This is a genomic window from Pseudomonas sp. LB3P25, from assembly GCF_054897985.1.
On sequence record NZ_CM142711.1, the window covers coordinates 1,521,396 to 1,536,966 of the forward strand.

Consider the following 15,571-nt stretch of genomic DNA (forward strand, 5'->3'; position numbering starts at 1 on the left):
CCGCGGTCGATATTGCCCGCTCAGAACAAGACAGAGACTGGCCATGACCAAGACTCTCCATCACCGTGCGTGCCACTTGTGTGAAGCCATCTGCGGCCTGACCATCGAAACTACCGAGGTCGAAGGCGCGGTGCAGATCACTTCGATCAAGGGTGACGCTCAGGATACATTCAGCCGCGGGCACATCTGCCCCAAGGCCGTCGCCTTACAAGATATTCAAAATGATCCGGATCGTCTGCGTCAGCCGCTGCTGCGGGTCGGTAGCGAATGGCAACCCATCGAGTGGGAAGACGCCTTCAGCCTTGTAGCTGAACGGCTGGCGGCGATTCAGGAGCGTCACGGACAGAATGCGGTGGCGGTCTATCAAGGCAACCCCAGCGTGCACAACTATGGGCTGATGACCCACAGCAATTACTTTCTCGGCCTGTTGAAAACCCGCAACCGGTTTTCTGCGACGTCGGTTGACCAGTTGCCCCATCACCTGACCAGCCATTTGATGTACGGCCACGGTTTGCTGTTACCGATCCCGGACATCGATCACACCGATTTCATGCTGATCCTTGGCGGCAATCCGCTGGCCTCCAACGGCAGCATCATGACTGTGCCGGATGTGGAGAAGCGTTTGAAGGCCATTCAGGCTCGCGGCGGCAAAGTGGTGGTGGTCGATCCGCGCCGCAGCGAAACGGCGGCGATTGCCGACCAGCATCTGTTCGTGCGCCCCGGTGGCGATGCGGCGTTGTTGTTCGGACTGCTCAACACCTTGTTCGCTGAAGGCCTGACCCGCGACAGTCATTTGCCGGTGGACGGTCTGGATGAGGTGCGGGAGGCGGTCGCCAGTTTCACTGCCGAGGCCATGAGCCCGCTGTGCGCAGTGCCCGCCGAACAGATCCGCCAACTGGCGCGGGACTTTGCGGCGGCGCCGACGGCAGTGTGTTACGGCCGCATGGGTGTCTCGACCCAGGCGTTCGGCACCTTGTGCCATTGGGTTGTGCAGCTGATCAACCTGGTCACCGGTAATCTCGATCGCGTAGGAGGGGCGTTGTGCACCGAACCGGCAGTGGATTTGGTGGCGTCGACCTCGGGCGGGCATTTCAATCTGTGGCAGAGTCGGGTGTCTGGGCGTCCTGAATACGGTGGGGAATTGCCGGTGTCGGCGCTGGCCGAAGAGATGCTCACTGAAGGGGAAGGGCAGGTCCGCGCGCTGATTACCGTGGCGGGTAATCCGGTACTGTCGACGCCCAATGGCCGGCAACTGGAACAGGCACTGGACGGTTTGGAGTTCATGGTTAGCATCGACCTGTATATCAATGAAACCACGCGGTATGCCGACCTGATTCTGCCGTCCACCTCGGCCCTGGAAAACGATCATTACGACACGACTTTCAATATGTTTGCGGTGCGTAACGTCAGCCGGTTCAATCGCGCGATCCTGGCCAAGCCTGAAGGTGCGTTGCATGACTGGGAGATTTTCGTGGGGCTGGCCAAGGCCTTTGCTGCGAAGACTGGCAAAGCATTGAAACCAACCGTTGCTCCGGCGCAGATGATTGATCATGGCTTGCGAATGGGGCTGTATGGCGACGCTTCGGAGCACAAGCTATCGCTGGCGACGTTGTTTGATCACCCTCATGGTGTTGATCTTGGGGCATTGAAATCCAATCTGGCTCCACGTCTGAAAACGGCTAATCAGCGAGTCCAGGCGGCGCCTGCCGCGATCCTTGCTGATCTCGTGCGCTTTGCGGCATTGCAAGCGCCGGCTGCCGATGAGTTGTTGATGATCGGCCGCCGTCATGTGCGCAGCAACAACTCGTGGATGCACAACTATCATCGTCTGGTGAAGGGCAAACCGCGCCATCAATTGCTGATGCACCCGGATGACCTGGCCAGTCGTGGGCTCAAAGACGGGCAGCGAGTGCGGGTCAGTTCGCGGGTCGGTGAGATCGAAGTTGAAGTGCTCGCAAGTCTGGATATGATGAAAGGTGTAGTCAGCCTTCCTCACGGTTGGGGGCATGCGCGGCCGGGCGTGCAGATGACCATTGCCAGTGGTCAGCCGGGCTCCAGCGCCAATGACTTGACCGACGAGTGTCAGCTCGATGAGTTGTCGGGCAATGCGGCGTTGAACGGCGTGCCAGTGACCGTGGCGGCGGCTTGATCAAGTCTGTCGGAGAGACCGAGCAGGGGGCTCGGGTTTCCGTTACAATGCGCCACCGTGCCGACCCCTGAGTCGGAAAGTTCAGCCGAGGTGCTCCATGGATATCATCGAAACGATTAAAGAGCAGATTGCTAACAACACCATTCTGCTTTACATGAAAGGTTCGCCGAATGCCCCGCAGTGTGGCTTCTCCGCGAAAGCCGCGCAGGCCGTGATGGCGTGTGGTGAAAAATTTGCTTACGTGGACATCCTGCAGAACCCGGAAATCCGCGCCAACCTGCCAAAATACGCCAACTGGCCAACCTTCCCGCAACTGTGGGTTGGCGGTGAGCTGGTCGGCGGTAGCGACATCATGACTGAAATGTCTGCTGATGGTTCGTTGCAGGCCACGATCAAAGCAGCCGTTGAAAAAGCCGCTGCTGCCAAGACCGAAGCCTGATCCGCTTCCTGTAGGAGCAAAGCTTGCTCGCGATGCAGGCGCCGCGGTTTAACAAGAACACCGCGTCATCGTTCATCGCTGGCAAGCCATGCTCCTACAGGGCATTAAAAAAGCCCCGCCTCTTTAAAAGAGGGCGGGGCTTTTTATTGTCTCGAGTTTAGCGGGCGCTAACTTACTCTTCGCCCATCTGCGATTGCAGGTAGTTCTCAAGACCGACTTTATCGATCAGGCCCAGTTGGGTTTCCAGCCAGTCGATATGTTCTTCTTCGGACTCAAGAATATCTTCAAGCAGTTCACGGCTACCGAAGTCGCCAACGGTTTCGCAATGAGCGATAGCCACTTTGAGATCCGCGTGACCGGTGCGTTCGATACGCAGGTCGCACTCAAGCATTTCCTGGGTGTGCTCGCCGATCTGCAGTTTGCCCAGGTCCTGGACGTTCGGCAGGCCTTCAAGGAACAGGATGCGCTTGATCAGCTTGTCTGCGTGCTTCATCTCGTCGATGGATTCGTGGTACTCGTGTTTTCCTAGCTTGTTCAGGCCCCAATCTTCGTACATGCGTGCATGCAGGAAGTATTGATTGATCGCGACCAGTTCATTGGCAAGGATCTTGTTGAGATGCTGGATGACTGTAACGTCGCCTTTCATGATGGGGTCCTGCCCTTTATTAGCTGTCTATGAGGCAGAGTTTGAGCCGCGTAATTAAGAGTGTCAAACCTAAGTTATTGAAACTTAAATGAAAATTAATCGGAATAAGAATGTTTGTGTTCCGCGTCTAGAGCGTAAGCGATTGATTTTCAGGTATAAAAAAACCGGACATCAGGTCCGGTTCTTTTAAATACGGTAGTTACGCGGCAGTAAATTCTACAGGATAGGGAATTGCAGCCTGGGCCGATTGCAGTTTGGTCAGGGTTTCGCGAACGACCTCCTTGGCAAGGCAGGCGCATTTACCGCATTGGCTGGCAACGCCGGTGGCCTGACGGACTTCCTTATAGCTGCAGCAACCTTCATAGATTGCTTCGCGGATTTGACCGTCGGTGACGCCAGTGCAGAGGCAGACATACATAAGTGAAAACCGTCGCTGGTTGTGACTCAATTGCGATGGATCTTAATGTTAACGAGAATGATTGTCAAAGTGCTTTCTGAAAGCTTCGCGTTATAAGCGGGCGCGACTGACGAACGGTTTTCCTCAGGGCAATCTGCCAGTAACCGCGGCGACGGCAATTTTAACGAGCCGGCGAAAAACCGTTGAGGACAGCTCAAAAACGCCGTGTATGATGGTCGGTCCTTGCGAAGGGGATCGTGTCACAGGGCTGTCGCTTGAAGGTGGCAGGCTGATGCGAGCCCAGTTCTTCACGTTATTACACCAGGAGATATCCAATGAGCGTACTCGTAGGCAAACAAGCCCCTGACTTCACCGTACCGGCCGTACTCGGCAATGGCGAAATCGTAGACAGCTTCACCCTGTCGTCGGCCATCAAAGGCAAATACGGCCTGGTGTTCTTCTACCCACTGGACTTCACCTTCGTTTGCCCGTCCGAGCTGATCGCTCTGGACAACCGCATGTCTGACTTCAAGGCACGCAACGTTGAAGTGATCGCCGTTTCGATCGACTCGCACTTCACCCACAACGCCTGGCGCAACACCCCGGTCAACAATGGTGGTATCGGCGAAGTTCGCTACACCATGGCTGCCGACCTGAAGCACGAAATTGCCAAGGCCTACGACGTTGAGTCCGAAGGCGGCGTGGCTTTCCGTGGCGCGTTCCTGATCGACGACAAAGGCGTTGTCCGTTCGCAGATCATCAACGACCTGCCGCTGGGCCGTAACATTGAAGAGCTGATCCGTCTGGTCGACGCTCTGCAATTCCACGAAGAGCACGGCGAAGTTTGCCCTGCCAACTGGAAAAAAGGCGACAAAGGCATGACCGCTTCGACCGAAGGCGTCGCGGCTTACCTGACCGAGAACGCTGCTGCGCTGTAAGGCACGTTTGAGGCATAAAAAAACCGGCCGTGAGGCCGGTTTTTTTATGGGCGGGATAAACCTGACGACGGATCAGTCGTTGTAGTCTTCCCAACCGCCCATTTGTTTCCAGCGATTGACGATGCCGCAGAACAGCTCGGCCGTCTTCTCGGTGTCGTAGCGAGCCGAGTGGGCCTCACGACCGTCGAAGTCGATATCGGCGGCTTGACAGGCCTTGGCCAGTACGGTTTGGCCGTAAGCCAGACCGGCCAGGGTTGCCGTATCGAAGCTCGAGAACGGATGAAACGGGTTGCGCTTCATGTCCAGGCGCGCGACGGCGGCGTTGAGGAAGCCCAGATCGAAGCTGCTGTTGTGCCCGACCAGAATCGCCCGTTTGCAACCGTTGGCTTTCAGGGCCTTGCGGATGCCACGGAAGATGTCGGTCAGCGCTGCTTCTTCACTCACTGCCATGCGCAGCGGGTGATCGAGTTTGATCCCGGTAAATTCCAGAGCGGCCGCTTCGATGTTCGCGCCTTCAAAAGGCTCTACGCGAAAGAAGTAGGTGTGGTCGGGGTACACAAACCCTTTTTCGTCCATGCCGATGGTGGTTGCGGCAATTTCCAGCAAGGCGTCAGTGGCAGAGTTGAAACCACCGGTTTCAACGTCGACAACGACTGGCAGGTATCCACGGAAGCGCTCAGCCATCGGGTGGCGTGAACCACCTCCGCCGCCTTGACCGTCCTGTTCGTCGTCGAAATGGTCTTCACTCACGCGTGTTCCTCCAGCAGGCGCCAGCGCAGTTTTTCACCGGCGCGCAGCGGGATTACGGTCAGCTCGCCAAATGGCAGGCTGGTTGGGGCGGTCCACTCTTCGCGGACCAGGGTGATGCGATCGATGTTCACCGGCAGGCCGTAGAAACGCGGGCCGTTCAGGCTGGCAAAGGCTTCGAGCTTGTCCAGCGCGTTGCGCTGTTCGAAGGCTTCGGCATACATCTCGATCGCTGCATAAGCGGTGTAGCAACCGGCACAGCCGCAAGCGGCTTCTTTGGCGTGCTGGGCATGGGGCGCCGAATCGGTGCCGAGGAAGAACTTGTCGCTGCCGCTGGTGGCGGCGTCGAGCAGGGCTTCCTGATGGGTGTTGCGCTTGAGGATCGGCAGGCAATAGAAGTGCGGCCGAATCCCGCCCACCAGCATGTGGTTGCGGTTGTACAGCAGGTGATGCGCGGTGATGGTCGCGCCAACGTTGGCCGAAGCCTCGTTGACGAACTGCACGGCGTCTGCGGTGGTGATGTGTTCGAACACCACTTTGAGGTTCGGGAAACGCTCGACCACACGACGCATGTGCTCATCGATGAAGAATTTTTCGCGATCGAAAACGTCGACATCGCCACGGGTGACTTCACCGTGAACCAGCAAGGGCATCCCGACTTCGGCCATGGCCTCGAGTGCAGGGAAAATCTTGTCGATGCTGGTGACACCGGAGTCCGAGTTGGTGGTCGCGCCAGCCGGGTACAGCTTGGCGGCGTGAATGAAACCGCTGGCCTTGGCCTCGCGAATTTCTTCGGGTTGGGTACGGTCGGTGAGGTACAGCACCATCAACGGTTCGAAGCGACTGCCGGCCGGGCGTGCAGCGAGAATCCGCTGGCGATAGCCGTCGGCTTCCGCGGTGTTACGCACCGGAGGTACCAGGTTGGGCATGATGATGGCGCGACCAAAGGTGCGCGCGACATCCGCAACGGTATTGGTCAACACGGCACCATCGCGAAGATGAATGTGCCAGTCGTCGGGACGCAGCAGGGTCAGGCGGTCGGACATGAGGGGATTCCAGGCGGGTCAAACTGAGGGGAATGCTACCGGAAAAGACTCTTCCAGGCACTCGCTATCAAGTTTTGCAGGAAGCTTCCGATATCCAACAGGTATGCCGTAAACATCTGTGTGTCGGTCTTTTTGTTGTAGAAGCCAGTGGAGCCTCCCGTGCGCCAGCGTTATTTAGCCTTGCTCAGCGTGTTTGCCAGCCTTCCTGCGATGGCGCTCACTTTCCAGACCCGTCTGGAGAACATTGAGTGGACGGTCGAAGGAGACAAGTTCGAGTGCCGCCTGAGTCAACCGATCACCGATTTTGGTTCGGGCGAGTTCGTGCGTCGCGCTGGCGAGCAAGCGACGTTTCGTCTGAAGGCCTACAACGCGATGATCGGCGGCGGTTCGGCGACCTTGCTGGCGGCGGCGGCCCCTTGGCAGCCGGGGCGTGGCGACATCAACCTCGGTTCTGTGCAAATAGGCAGGGGCGATGTGCTGTTCAACAGTTCGCAAGTTCAGGCCGGCCGCTTGATCAGTGGCTTGATGGATGGCCGCAGTCCGGTCGTTCGACATTACTCGGGCGATGGCCGGGTGTCGGAAGTGCGTCTGTTGCCGGTCAGGTTCAGCAAGGCGTTTAACGATTATCAGGGCTGTGTGGCAAAACTGCTGCCGAAGAATTTCGAGCAGGTCAAACAGTCCGAGATTGGTTTCCCCGGCGAAGGCATCGATCTCGACGCGCAGGCCAAGGCTCAATTGCAAGTGATGCTGGATTTCATGCGGGCCGATCCGACGGTCAACCACATCGAACTCGATGGCCATTCCGACAACAGTGGCAACCGCCTGACCAATCGTGACCTGTCGAGGCGTCGGGCCCTGGCCGTCATGGAATTCTTCAAGGCCAATGGCGTTCAGGAATCGCAGATCACCGTGCGCTTTCACGGCGAGCGTTATCCGTTGGCGCCCAATACCAATTCCGCCAACCGGGCGAAGAACCGTCGGGTCAATGTGCACCTCGCGCGCGTTGCGCCCACCGAAAAGCCGGCGCCTCAGGCCACTGCATCGGCGAGCGCCGCATCGACCTCCTGAACCCGCTGTAATCGTCGCTCACTCGACATAATCTGTCGCTTCGTCGTCATAAGCTGTCGCGCCTCTGTAAATTATCCTGCATGACCGGTAGACTTGACGGCTTTCCGTAGAACCCCGTGGAGTGATGGCATGGCGGACGTAAACAAGGTCGTTCTGGCGTATTCCGGCGGCCTGGACACTTCGGTGATCCTCAAGTGGCTGCAGGATACTTATAACTGTGAAGTCGTGACCTTCACTGCTGACCTGGGTCAGGGCGAAGAGGTCGAACCTGCACGCGCCAAGGCACAGGCCATGGGCGTGAAAGAGATCTACATCGATGACTTGCGCGAAGAATTCGTGCGCGATTTCGTTTTCCCGATGTTCCGCGCCAACACCGTTTACGAAGGCGAGTACCTGCTGGGTACTTCCATCGCTCGTCCGTTGATCGCCAAGCGCTTGATCGAAATCGCCAACGAAACCGGTGCTGATGCCATTTCCCACGGCGCCACCGGCAAGGGCAACGACCAGGTTCGTTTCGAGCTGGGCGCCTACGCCTTGAAGCCAGGTGTGAAAGTGATCGCTCCGTGGCGCGAATGGGACCTGCTCTCCCGTGAAAAGCTGATGGATTATGCTGACAAGCACAACATCCCGATCGAGCGTCACGGCAAGAAGAAATCCCCGTACTCGATGGATGCCAACCTGCTGCACATCTCCTATGAAGGCGGCGTGCTGGAAGACACCTGGACTGAGCACGAAGAAGACATGTGGCGTTGGACTGTCTCCCCGGAGAAGGCTCCTGACAAAGCGCAGTATCTCGAGCTGACCTACCGCAACGGCGACATCGTCGCACTGGACGGCGTCGAAATGTCCCCGGCCACCGTGCTGGCGACCCTGAACCGTATCGGTGGCGAACACGGTATCGGCCGTCTCGACATCGTCGAGAACCGTTACGTGGGCATGAAGTCCCGTGGCTGCTACGAAACCCCTGGTGGCACCATCATGCTGCGCGCTCACCGTGCGATCGAATCGATCACCCTGGACCGCGAAGTGGCTCACCTCAAAGACGAGCTGATGCCTAAATACGCCAGCCTGATCTACACCGGTTACTGGTGGAGCCCTGAGCGTCTGATGCTGCAACAGATGATTGATGCGTCTCAGGCCCACGTGAACGGTGTTGTGCGCCTGAAACTGTACAAGGGCAACGTGATCGTCACGGGTCGCAAGTCCGACGAATCGTTGTTCGATGCCAACATCGCGACCTTCGAAGAAGATGGCGGCGCCTACAACCAGGCCGACGCGGCGGGTTTCATCAAACTCAACGCCTTGCGCATGCGTATTGCGGCAAACAAAGGCCGGAAGCTTTTCTGAGACTTTGAATACCGTAGTTGAACGACGGTAATAGAGTTGTGGCCTTGTCGGTGACAAGGCCACACATCTGAATAGGGGATCTTTCCTGCCGGACATCGTGTTATCAGCGTTCTTTTTGTTTCTGTAAACCCTTCCTTCCGTTTCCTCTCTCTGAATGCTCTTCAAGCGCTACCTGCTGCGTGTCAGGTAAAAAGAGGGATCAAGAATCGTCAGCCCACGTGAATTCAAATTGTAAGCAATGCAGAGCGTTGGTTCGTTGCGATTCTTTGCCTGTTTTGAATGCTTGGTGGCACTTTCCTTCAGTAATGCCTCCGAATCGGTACAGGTGAGAAATACGATCACTTGCGCAGGGCTTCCCTGTGGGTGCCGGTTTTTTTCAATCCAGGCGCCGAATTCCATTTTTTTGTTCAACCATCGCGCATCGACGATGTGGAGGTTGTTTAGCGGCTCAGGCAGGCACACGTGCTGTAGAGCCGAGAGGCTCGACTGAATACCGATCCAGGCGGGAGGGTCCTTCAGGTTATCAGGCCGCTGACCGCGATCAGCGTTGTCCATTACTTTTATAAAATGCTTTCCCTTCCCGAAATCGGAGGGTGCGTACAGCGATCGGTAGTTGAAGTTGAGTGTGGCGAAGAAAAGAAAAAGCAAATAGAAGGGAAAGCTGATCAAGAACCAGACATAGAGCTCCCGCTCCTTGTTGTCGAGAAAGGGCAGTGAGACGGCGGCCGAGGTTTCAGAAATAGCGGCGAATATTGCAATAACTGTCATTGGGTTGATGATTTTTTTCTTTAATTTGTTCATGTTTTCTGCTCATGGAAGTATTGTCTTTTCTCGGTTGATTGATATTTTTGGTTTTGATTTTAATAACTAAGTATTTGGTGTTTTTGTGTGTGCGGTACTCTTTCAAAGGTTGGGTTTAATAGGGTGATAGTAACGGTATTGAGTAGGGGCGGGTATATCTGTTCTTGATGTTTTAGGTGATGGTGGATCGGATTCGTTTTTGAAGTGTTGCCTGGTGTGATTTTTTATTATTCCTTGATGTGCAGTGTTTGTGGTATGAGATTTCAGGTGAAAATATCAGTTACTTTTAAGGGTAGCTCAATCATCAGTGTTCGTTGGATCGCTTGCGACGGACCCTGTTATTTGATTTTCTGGTTGTAAATAGAAACAAAAAAACTGCAGAGAATCTAAATGCCCGCAGGTTGATAAAGTTTTTAGCTCCCCGGTATTTGGGGATATTTTGTAAGACCAATCTCTAATGTCTGTAGGGAATGTCTCTCGGTGCAGGCGGCTGAGGGGGGCGGCATGCCATGGGTGAAATGACTAGGCTATTGTGCGGGCTCTAAAAATTCGAACAGCGAAAATTGGACTTGCCCATGAATAAAGTGCTGATCGTGGATGATCACCCCGTCATTCGTCTTGCGGTACGAATGCTAATGGAGCGTCATGGCTACGAAGTCATTGCAGAGACAGACAATGGCGTGGATGCGTTGCAACTCGCCCGTGAGCATATGCCGGATATTGTCATCCTGGATATTGGAATACCGAAACTTGATGGGCTGGAAGTCATTGCGCGTCTGACATCGACAGCAATGCCCATGAAAGTGCTGATATTAACTTCCCAGGCCCCTGGGCATTTCTCCATGCGTTGCATGCAATCGGGTGCCGCCGGGTATGTCTGCAAGCAACAGGACCTCACTGAGTTGCTCAGTGCAATAAAGGCAGTATTGTCGGGCTACAGTTACTTTCCGAATCAAGCCTTGCATACCGTACGCTCCAGTTTGGGGAACGCCAGTGAAGCCGATATGGTGGATCGACTGTCAGGACGGGAAATGATGGTCTTGCAGCAATTGGCCCGAGGCAAGACCAACAAGGAGATTGCCGATGGAATGTTCCTCAGCAATAAGACTGTCAGTACTTACAAGACGCGTCTGTTATTGAAACTCAATGCTCGTTCCCTGGTCGACCTGATCGAATTGGCTCAACGCAATGGTCTGGTGTGACTGACTCAGCGTTTGACGAGGCGCGATGAACGAGGGGTATCAGAGGTCGGCACTTAGTAAAAAGCCTCCGTTTCGGGAGGCTTTTAGGTGTCATAGGTCAAAATCGTAATCGGCCAATTGCTTTTGCAGTCGGCGCTCCTCCAGCAGATTGTCGATGGTACGGCGTTTGCTCAGGTTGGTCTTCGCCACTTCAACCACCGGTTCAGCATCATCAGCCTCAACAGGGGTGAAGTCGTCTTCTACGTCCAATTGCTCTTTGCCAGTGCTCATAGTGTTACTCCAGGCTAAGGCTGCCTTTGGCGCTCCTTATATCGATAATCTCCCGGCGGGTAAAAAAGATTTTTTCAATCGATAAATCGAAAATCCTAATAGAGCCTCAATCGTCCGATGTCTTTTGCTTGTATTCGCACAAGTCTTCGATCCGGCAACTGCCGCAACGAGGCTTGCGGGCCAGGCAAACGTAGCGTCCGTGGAGGATCAGCCAGTGATGGGAGTCGAGCAGATACTCCTTCGGCACGAACTTCATGAGTTTTTGCTCAACCTCGACCACATTTTTGCCTGGAGCGATGCCGGTACGATTGCTGACCCGGAAAATATGCGTGTCCACGGCCATGGTCAGCTGACGGAATGCGGTGTTGAGCACCACGTTGGCGGTCTTGCGGCCGACGCCGGGTAACGCTTCCAGCTCTTCACGGGTTTGCGGCACTTCGCCTCCATGACGCTCCATCAGCAAGCGACAGGTCTCGATCACGTTTTTCGCTTTGCTGTTAAACAGGCCGATGGTCTTGATGTATTCCGACAGTCCCTCGACACCCAAGGCATAAATTGCCGCCGGTGTATTGGCCACCGGGTAGAGCTTGGCGGTGGCCTTGTTGACGCCGACATCGGTCGACTGCGCGGAGAGAATCACGGAGATCAGTAATTCGAACGGCGAGGAGTAGGCCAGTTCGGTCTTCGGTTCCGGGTTGTCTTCGTGAAATCGGCGAAAAATTTCCAGACGTTTTGCGGCATTCATGGGCAGTGCGTTTCCTCGAAGGCAGTCAGTGAGAAGGGGGCGAGCGGGTCCAGGCCTGCCGTGCGGCGATCAGCAGTCCCAGGAGAATGAATCCGCCAGGGGTCAGGGTGGCCAGGCGCAACCCACCGTCGGCGGTCAGTACCCAGCCTTGCCAGTCCGCTTGCGCAGTGCCAGCCAGCCATGGCAGATGGCTACCGAGGGTCCCGTTGCCGATGAGTTCGCGCAGCAAGCCAAGGCCCGCCATCAACGCGCCGAACAGGCCACACGCGCGCAGGCGATCACGCCAGGCGTTCTGGAAAAAACCGGTGTGTTCCAGCACAACGCATTGCAACGCAATCAATCCTGCATAGAGCCCCACATGGTGGTGCCATTGCAGCGACCAGACTTGCGTGGCGAGTTCCGCGCAGCTGGTCAGTGTGGCCGCCAGCAGGACGCTGGCAAGCAAGCGTGTCGCCGGGACAAGTAGGGATCGCAAGGCGCCCATGCTCACTCCAAAAGCACTGATCACCACGATGAACATCAGCCACAAGCCCAGAGCGGACACCAACGAATCCGTGGCACCGATCAGCAGTGCAAGCATCAGCGAGTTCTGCAGCGTCGATGACTTATTCATGAGCGGTGCTCCCGATCAACTGCTGCTGATGTTCGTCGAAGTAGCGCAACGCGTCATGGATAGCGTTGATGACTGCCCTCGACGTAATGGTCGCCCCCGCTATTTGATCGAATTGCCCCTGATCCTTTTTCAACGCCCAGCCATTGTCGACAGGTTCGGTTCGGGACTTTCCGGAAAAAGCCTGAAGCCAGGTATTGGGCCAGTCGGCGAGTCGGCCGCCCAGCCCTGGAGTTTCCGATTGCTTGAGCGTTTTGACGCCCAACACCTTGCCGTTTGCGCCGATGGCGATCAGCAACTCAATGGAGCCCTCGTAGCCCAGGGTCTGGCTGCGCAGCAACACGGCGCTGGGTTGGCCAGTCTTGGTCGCCAGGTAGCCACCCAGCAGCGTACTGGTGGCCAATCCAGAGTTTTCGAGGGCGAGCGGCTGTTCCAACGGCTGATTGTCGTAGCTTTCAGCGGGGAGCAGGTCCAGCAGGTTACGACTGTCGATCAGGCGCTGTTCGGCCGCAATGCGCGGCGCGCTGGTGTGCTGCACGAGGTAAGTCACGCCAATCCCCAAGCCTGCCAGCAAGACCAGGATCACAACGCTCGACACTCGACTCATGGCGCACCCCGTTCCAGTCTGGAGGTGGCAAACCGCTCCAGCGCCGGCACACAGAGGTTCATCAACAGCACGGCAAAGGCTACGCCGTCCGGATAACCACCCCAGGTACGAATCAGATACGTCAGCAACCCGACGCCCGCGCCGAACAGCAGTCGCGCGCCGGGGCTTTTTGCGCCGGACACCGGTTCCGTGACGATGAAGAATGCACCCAGCATGCTCGCGCCAGTGAGCAGATGAAACAGCGGCGAGCCATGGGAGTCGGAGCCCGAGCCGTTCCAGCACAGCAGGCTGATGATGAACAGGCTGGCGAGCATGCCGACCGGCGCATGCCAGCTGAACACCCGTCGTTGCAGCAGAAACGCGCCGCCCGCCAGAAAGGCCAGGTTGACCCATTCCATGCCTCGGCCGCCGAAATGACCGAACGCCGGGTTAGCGGCAAACAGTTCGTCCATGGTCAGGCTTTTGTTGATCCGCAGGCTGTCCAGCGCTGTGGCCTGAACCCACGCATCTGGCGTCTGGCTGAGGCTGAACCCAAACACCTGCTGCAAGCCGCCGAGCAGGTCCAGTCCATGGGACAACGGCCAGTGGGTCATCTGCTGGGGAAAGGTCACCATCACCAAGGCGAAACCGAGCATTGCCGGGTTGAACGGGTTCTTGCCAACGCCGCCATACAGGTGTTTGCCGAACACCATCGCGAACGCCGCGGCACAGACTGTCAGCCACCACGGGCAATAAGGCGGCAACGCCAGAGCCAACAGCGTCGCACTGACCAGTGCGCTGCCGTCGCTCAAGGTCGGCTTGAGCGCTCGCTTGCGCAGCTGCAGCACGGTCGCTTCAACGGCCAGTGCGGTAACGCACGTCAAAATCAGGTTGATCAACACCCCCCAGCCATACAGCCAGAACAACGCCAGCGTCCCCGGCACAGTGGCCAGCAATACCAGCTTCATGGCCTGCTGAAGGCGCTCGTCGACCGGTTCAAGGGGCTGCATAGGCATCCACCTGACGCTCGGCTTCATTCACCGCGAGTTCCAGGGCCTGGATCTGCTCAACCGTTGCTTCGTTGGCTTGAGCTTTCTTGAGTTCGGCGCGGCGCATGGCCAACTGGATCTTTGCCCGATTCAGCTGCGCATTTTTCGCCGGAGCAACGGGCGCCGGGGCAGGCGGTGCAGTGCTTTCCAGTTTCGCCAAAGCCTGTTCGGCCGCCTCGAACTGCTGCTGCAGGACGATCAGTTGCGACTGCTGTTCGAAAGTCGGCGGATGCCCGAACGCCTTGAGAGACTTGTTCAGTTGCGCCCGACTCATCGCCAGATCGATCTTGGCCTTTTTCAGCGCCAAATCCGCATTGGCTGCCTTCTGTGCACGGACTCGCTCAAGAGCGGCCTGAACCGGATCGAGCGTCGCCACCTCGCTGTGCTGGATGGCGCGCTGGGCGCGGGCCTGACGTTCGGCGATTTTCTGTTCTTCTTCGCGATGCAGGCGAGCATTGCGCTGTTCAAATCGGCGCCGTGCGTGATTGCGCTTGACCGTCCGGGCGCGTTGTTCCTCAAGGCTGAACGCCAGGCCGCCGACAATCGGCAGCACCGTGGCCAGCGCCAACGGCCGCATCTCGATGCAATCCACCGGGCAGGGCGCTACGCACAGGTCGCAACCGGTGCATTCATCGATGATTACCGTGTGCATCAATTTCGCCGCGCCGACAATGGCATCCACCGGGCAGGCCTGGATGCACTTGGTGCAGCCAATACACTCCGCTTCACGAATGTAGGCGATCTGCGCCGGGGCCGAGCCGCGACTGACGTCCAGTTCCAGTACCGGCACTTTCAACAGCTCGGCCAGGGCCGCGATGGTCTCGCTGCCGCCCGGCGGACATTTGTTGATCGGTTCGCCGCTGGCAATGCCTTCGGCGTACGGTTTGCATCCGGGGTGGCCGCACTTGCCGCATTGGGTCTGCGGCAAGAGGGCGTCGATGCGTTGAATCAGACTCATGTTTTGATCAGTCCGCTGAATCCGAGAAAGGCCACTGCAATCAGTCCGGCGCCGATCAGGTCGATCGGCAGGCCGCGAAAGGGCAGGGGGATATCATTTTCGATGGTGCGTTGGCGCAAGTCGCTGAACAGGCTCAGTACCCACCAGAAACCCAGCCCGGCACCCAGGCTCAGGGCTATGGCGTGGAAGAAGCCTTTGTCGTCCTGAGCGTTGAGCAGCGTCAGCCCGAGTACGCCGGCGTTGCCCAGCAGCAGGGGCCAGAGGCCATCGAACGCAAGCTTTGGAAGTAACCGGGAAAGCACTTTCAGCAGCGGGCCAATCAGCAGAACGCTTAATGGCAGGAAGACGAAAAGGCGCAGCGACGTCAGCTCTAGCGGGACCAGCAACCAACGGTAGGCCGAGTAGCCCAGCGTGCCGACGATCAACATCAAGCAAGCCGTCGCAAGGCCCAACGCGTGGACCTGTCGATGCTCGTTGCCCAGCAGCGGATCGACGCCCAGCGGCCAGTGCAACACGAGGTTGTTGATCAGGGCAGCGCTGATAAGCGTAAGAACAATTTCGGTCATGATCGTG

18 protein-coding genes are annotated in these 15,571 nt (G+C 57.1%); 6 read left to right on the forward strand and 12 right to left on the reverse strand.

The features are described 5' to 3' along the window. Window positions 1–43 precede the first annotated feature (43 nt). Together ACYZTW_RS06615 and grxD are read left to right on the forward strand one after the other, a co-directional pair. Window positions 44–2,149 (forward strand): molybdopterin oxidoreductase family protein, encoded by a 2,106-nt coding sequence (locus tag ACYZTW_RS06615; protein WP_462004225.1) that lies wholly within the window; start codon window positions 44–46, stop codon window positions 2,147–2,149. A gap of 97 nt (window positions 2,150–2,246) precedes the next feature. Beyond that, window positions 2,247–2,588, forward strand: coding sequence for a Grx4 family monothiol glutaredoxin (grxD, locus tag ACYZTW_RS06620; RefSeq protein ID WP_462004226.1), 342 nt, complete (start codon window positions 2,247–2,249; stop codon window positions 2,586–2,588). A 172-nt stretch (window positions 2,589–2,760) separates the two neighbouring features. Here the strand turns inward: grxD and bfr are convergent, their stop codons facing one another. Together bfr and ACYZTW_RS06630 are read right to left on the reverse strand one after the other, a co-directional pair. After that, entirely contained in the window at window positions 2,761–3,234 is a 474-nt protein-coding gene (gene bfr, locus ACYZTW_RS06625; protein ID WP_008155586.1) for a bacterioferritin, read from the reverse strand. 199 nt (window positions 3,235–3,433) lie between these two features. Next, window positions 3,434–3,652 (reverse strand): bacterioferritin-associated ferredoxin, encoded by a 219-nt coding sequence (locus tag ACYZTW_RS06630; RefSeq protein WP_008155585.1) that lies wholly within the window; start codon window positions 3,650–3,652, stop codon window positions 3,434–3,436. A 314-nt stretch (window positions 3,653–3,966) separates the two neighbouring features. On the opposite strand from ACYZTW_RS06630, the gene ACYZTW_RS06635 reads away from it, so the two are divergent. Continuing rightward, window positions 3,967–4,569 (forward strand): peroxiredoxin, encoded by a 603-nt coding sequence (locus ACYZTW_RS06635; protein WP_064679479.1) that lies wholly within the window; start codon window positions 3,967–3,969, stop codon window positions 4,567–4,569. A 72-nt stretch (window positions 4,570–4,641) separates the two neighbouring features. On the opposite strand, the gene rnt is transcribed toward ACYZTW_RS06635, so the two are convergent. Beyond that, the gene (rnt, locus tag ACYZTW_RS06640) at window positions 4,642–5,319 is read right to left on the reverse strand and encodes a ribonuclease T (protein WP_149631464.1); all 678 of its coding nucleotides are present in this window, start codon (window positions 5,317–5,319) and stop codon (window positions 4,642–4,644) included. Continuing rightward, window positions 5,316–6,362 (reverse strand): dihydroorotase, encoded by a 1,047-nt coding sequence (pyrC, locus tag ACYZTW_RS06645; protein WP_462004227.1) that lies wholly within the window; start codon window positions 6,360–6,362, stop codon window positions 5,316–5,318. The genes rnt and pyrC overlap by 4 nt, the downstream gene beginning before the upstream one ends. 159 nt (window positions 6,363–6,521) lie before the next feature. Here pyrC and ACYZTW_RS06650 point away from each other — a divergent pair, with 159 nt between their 5' ends. Then, entirely contained in the window at window positions 6,522–7,430 is a 909-nt protein-coding gene (locus ACYZTW_RS06650; protein WP_462004228.1) for a flagellar protein MotY, read from the forward strand. A gap of 129 nt (window positions 7,431–7,559) precedes the next feature. After that, the gene (locus ACYZTW_RS06655) at window positions 7,560–8,777 is read left to right on the forward strand and encodes an argininosuccinate synthase (RefSeq protein ID WP_462004229.1); all 1,218 of its coding nucleotides are present in this window, start codon (window positions 7,560–7,562) and stop codon (window positions 8,775–8,777) included. A gap of 168 nt (window positions 8,778–8,945) precedes the next feature. Here ACYZTW_RS06655 and ACYZTW_RS06660 read toward each other — a convergent pair whose 3' ends face one another. Then, the gene (locus ACYZTW_RS06660; protein ID WP_462004230.1) at window positions 8,946–9,578 is read right to left on the reverse strand and encodes a hypothetical protein; all 633 of its coding nucleotides are present in this window, start codon (window positions 9,576–9,578) and stop codon (window positions 8,946–8,948) included. Window positions 9,579–10,153: 575 nt separating this feature from the next. On the opposite strand from ACYZTW_RS06660, the gene ACYZTW_RS06665 reads away from it, so the two are divergent. Beyond that, complete coding sequence (locus ACYZTW_RS06665) at window positions 10,154–10,780, forward strand: response regulator transcription factor (protein WP_008155570.1); 627 nt, start codon at window positions 10,154–10,156, stop codon at window positions 10,778–10,780. A 90-nt stretch (window positions 10,781–10,870) separates the two neighbouring features. On the opposite strand, the gene ACYZTW_RS06670 is transcribed toward ACYZTW_RS06665, so the two are convergent. The 7 genes from ACYZTW_RS06670 to ACYZTW_RS06700 all read right to left on the reverse strand — a co-directional run bounded on the left by ACYZTW_RS06670 (window position 10,871) and on the right by ACYZTW_RS06700 (window position 15,564). Next, window positions 10,871–11,050 carry a PA3496 family putative envelope integrity protein gene (locus ACYZTW_RS06670; protein WP_007898493.1) on the reverse strand — a complete coding sequence of 60 codons (180 nt, stop codon included), beginning with the start codon at window positions 11,048–11,050 and terminating at the stop codon, window positions 10,871–10,873. 106 nt (window positions 11,051–11,156) lie between these two features. Beyond that, a complete protein-coding gene (gene nth / locus ACYZTW_RS06675) occupies window positions 11,157–11,795 on the reverse strand; it encodes an endonuclease III (protein WP_008155568.1) in 639 nt (212 codons plus the stop codon). 25 nt (window positions 11,796–11,820) lie between these two features. After that, window positions 11,821–12,408 (reverse strand): Rnf-Nqr domain containing protein, encoded by a 588-nt coding sequence (locus tag ACYZTW_RS06680; protein WP_462004231.1) that lies wholly within the window; start codon window positions 12,406–12,408, stop codon window positions 11,821–11,823. Next, window positions 12,401–13,012, reverse strand: coding sequence for an RnfABCDGE type electron transport complex subunit G (locus ACYZTW_RS06685; RefSeq protein ID WP_462004232.1), 612 nt, complete (start codon window positions 13,010–13,012; stop codon window positions 12,401–12,403). The genes ACYZTW_RS06680 and ACYZTW_RS06685 overlap by 8 nt, the downstream gene beginning before the upstream one ends. Continuing rightward, window positions 13,009–14,001 carry an RnfABCDGE type electron transport complex subunit D gene (locus ACYZTW_RS06690; RefSeq protein ID WP_462004233.1) on the reverse strand — a complete coding sequence of 331 codons (993 nt, stop codon included), beginning with the start codon at window positions 13,999–14,001 and terminating at the stop codon, window positions 13,009–13,011. The genes ACYZTW_RS06685 and ACYZTW_RS06690 overlap by 4 nt, the downstream gene beginning before the upstream one ends. Beyond that, window positions 13,988–14,998, reverse strand: coding sequence for an electron transport complex subunit RsxB (gene rsxB, locus ACYZTW_RS06695; RefSeq protein WP_462004234.1), 1,011 nt, complete (start codon window positions 14,996–14,998; stop codon window positions 13,988–13,990). The genes ACYZTW_RS06690 and rsxB overlap by 14 nt, the downstream gene beginning before the upstream one ends. Beyond that, window positions 14,995–15,564: an electron transport complex protein RnfA gene (locus ACYZTW_RS06700; protein WP_462004235.1), complete on the reverse strand. Its 570-nt coding sequence runs from the start codon at window positions 15,562–15,564 to the stop codon at window positions 14,995–14,997. Before ACYZTW_RS06700 ends, rsxB begins: the two co-directional genes overlap by 4 nt. Between the last annotated feature and the right edge of the window lie 7 nt (window positions 15,565–15,571).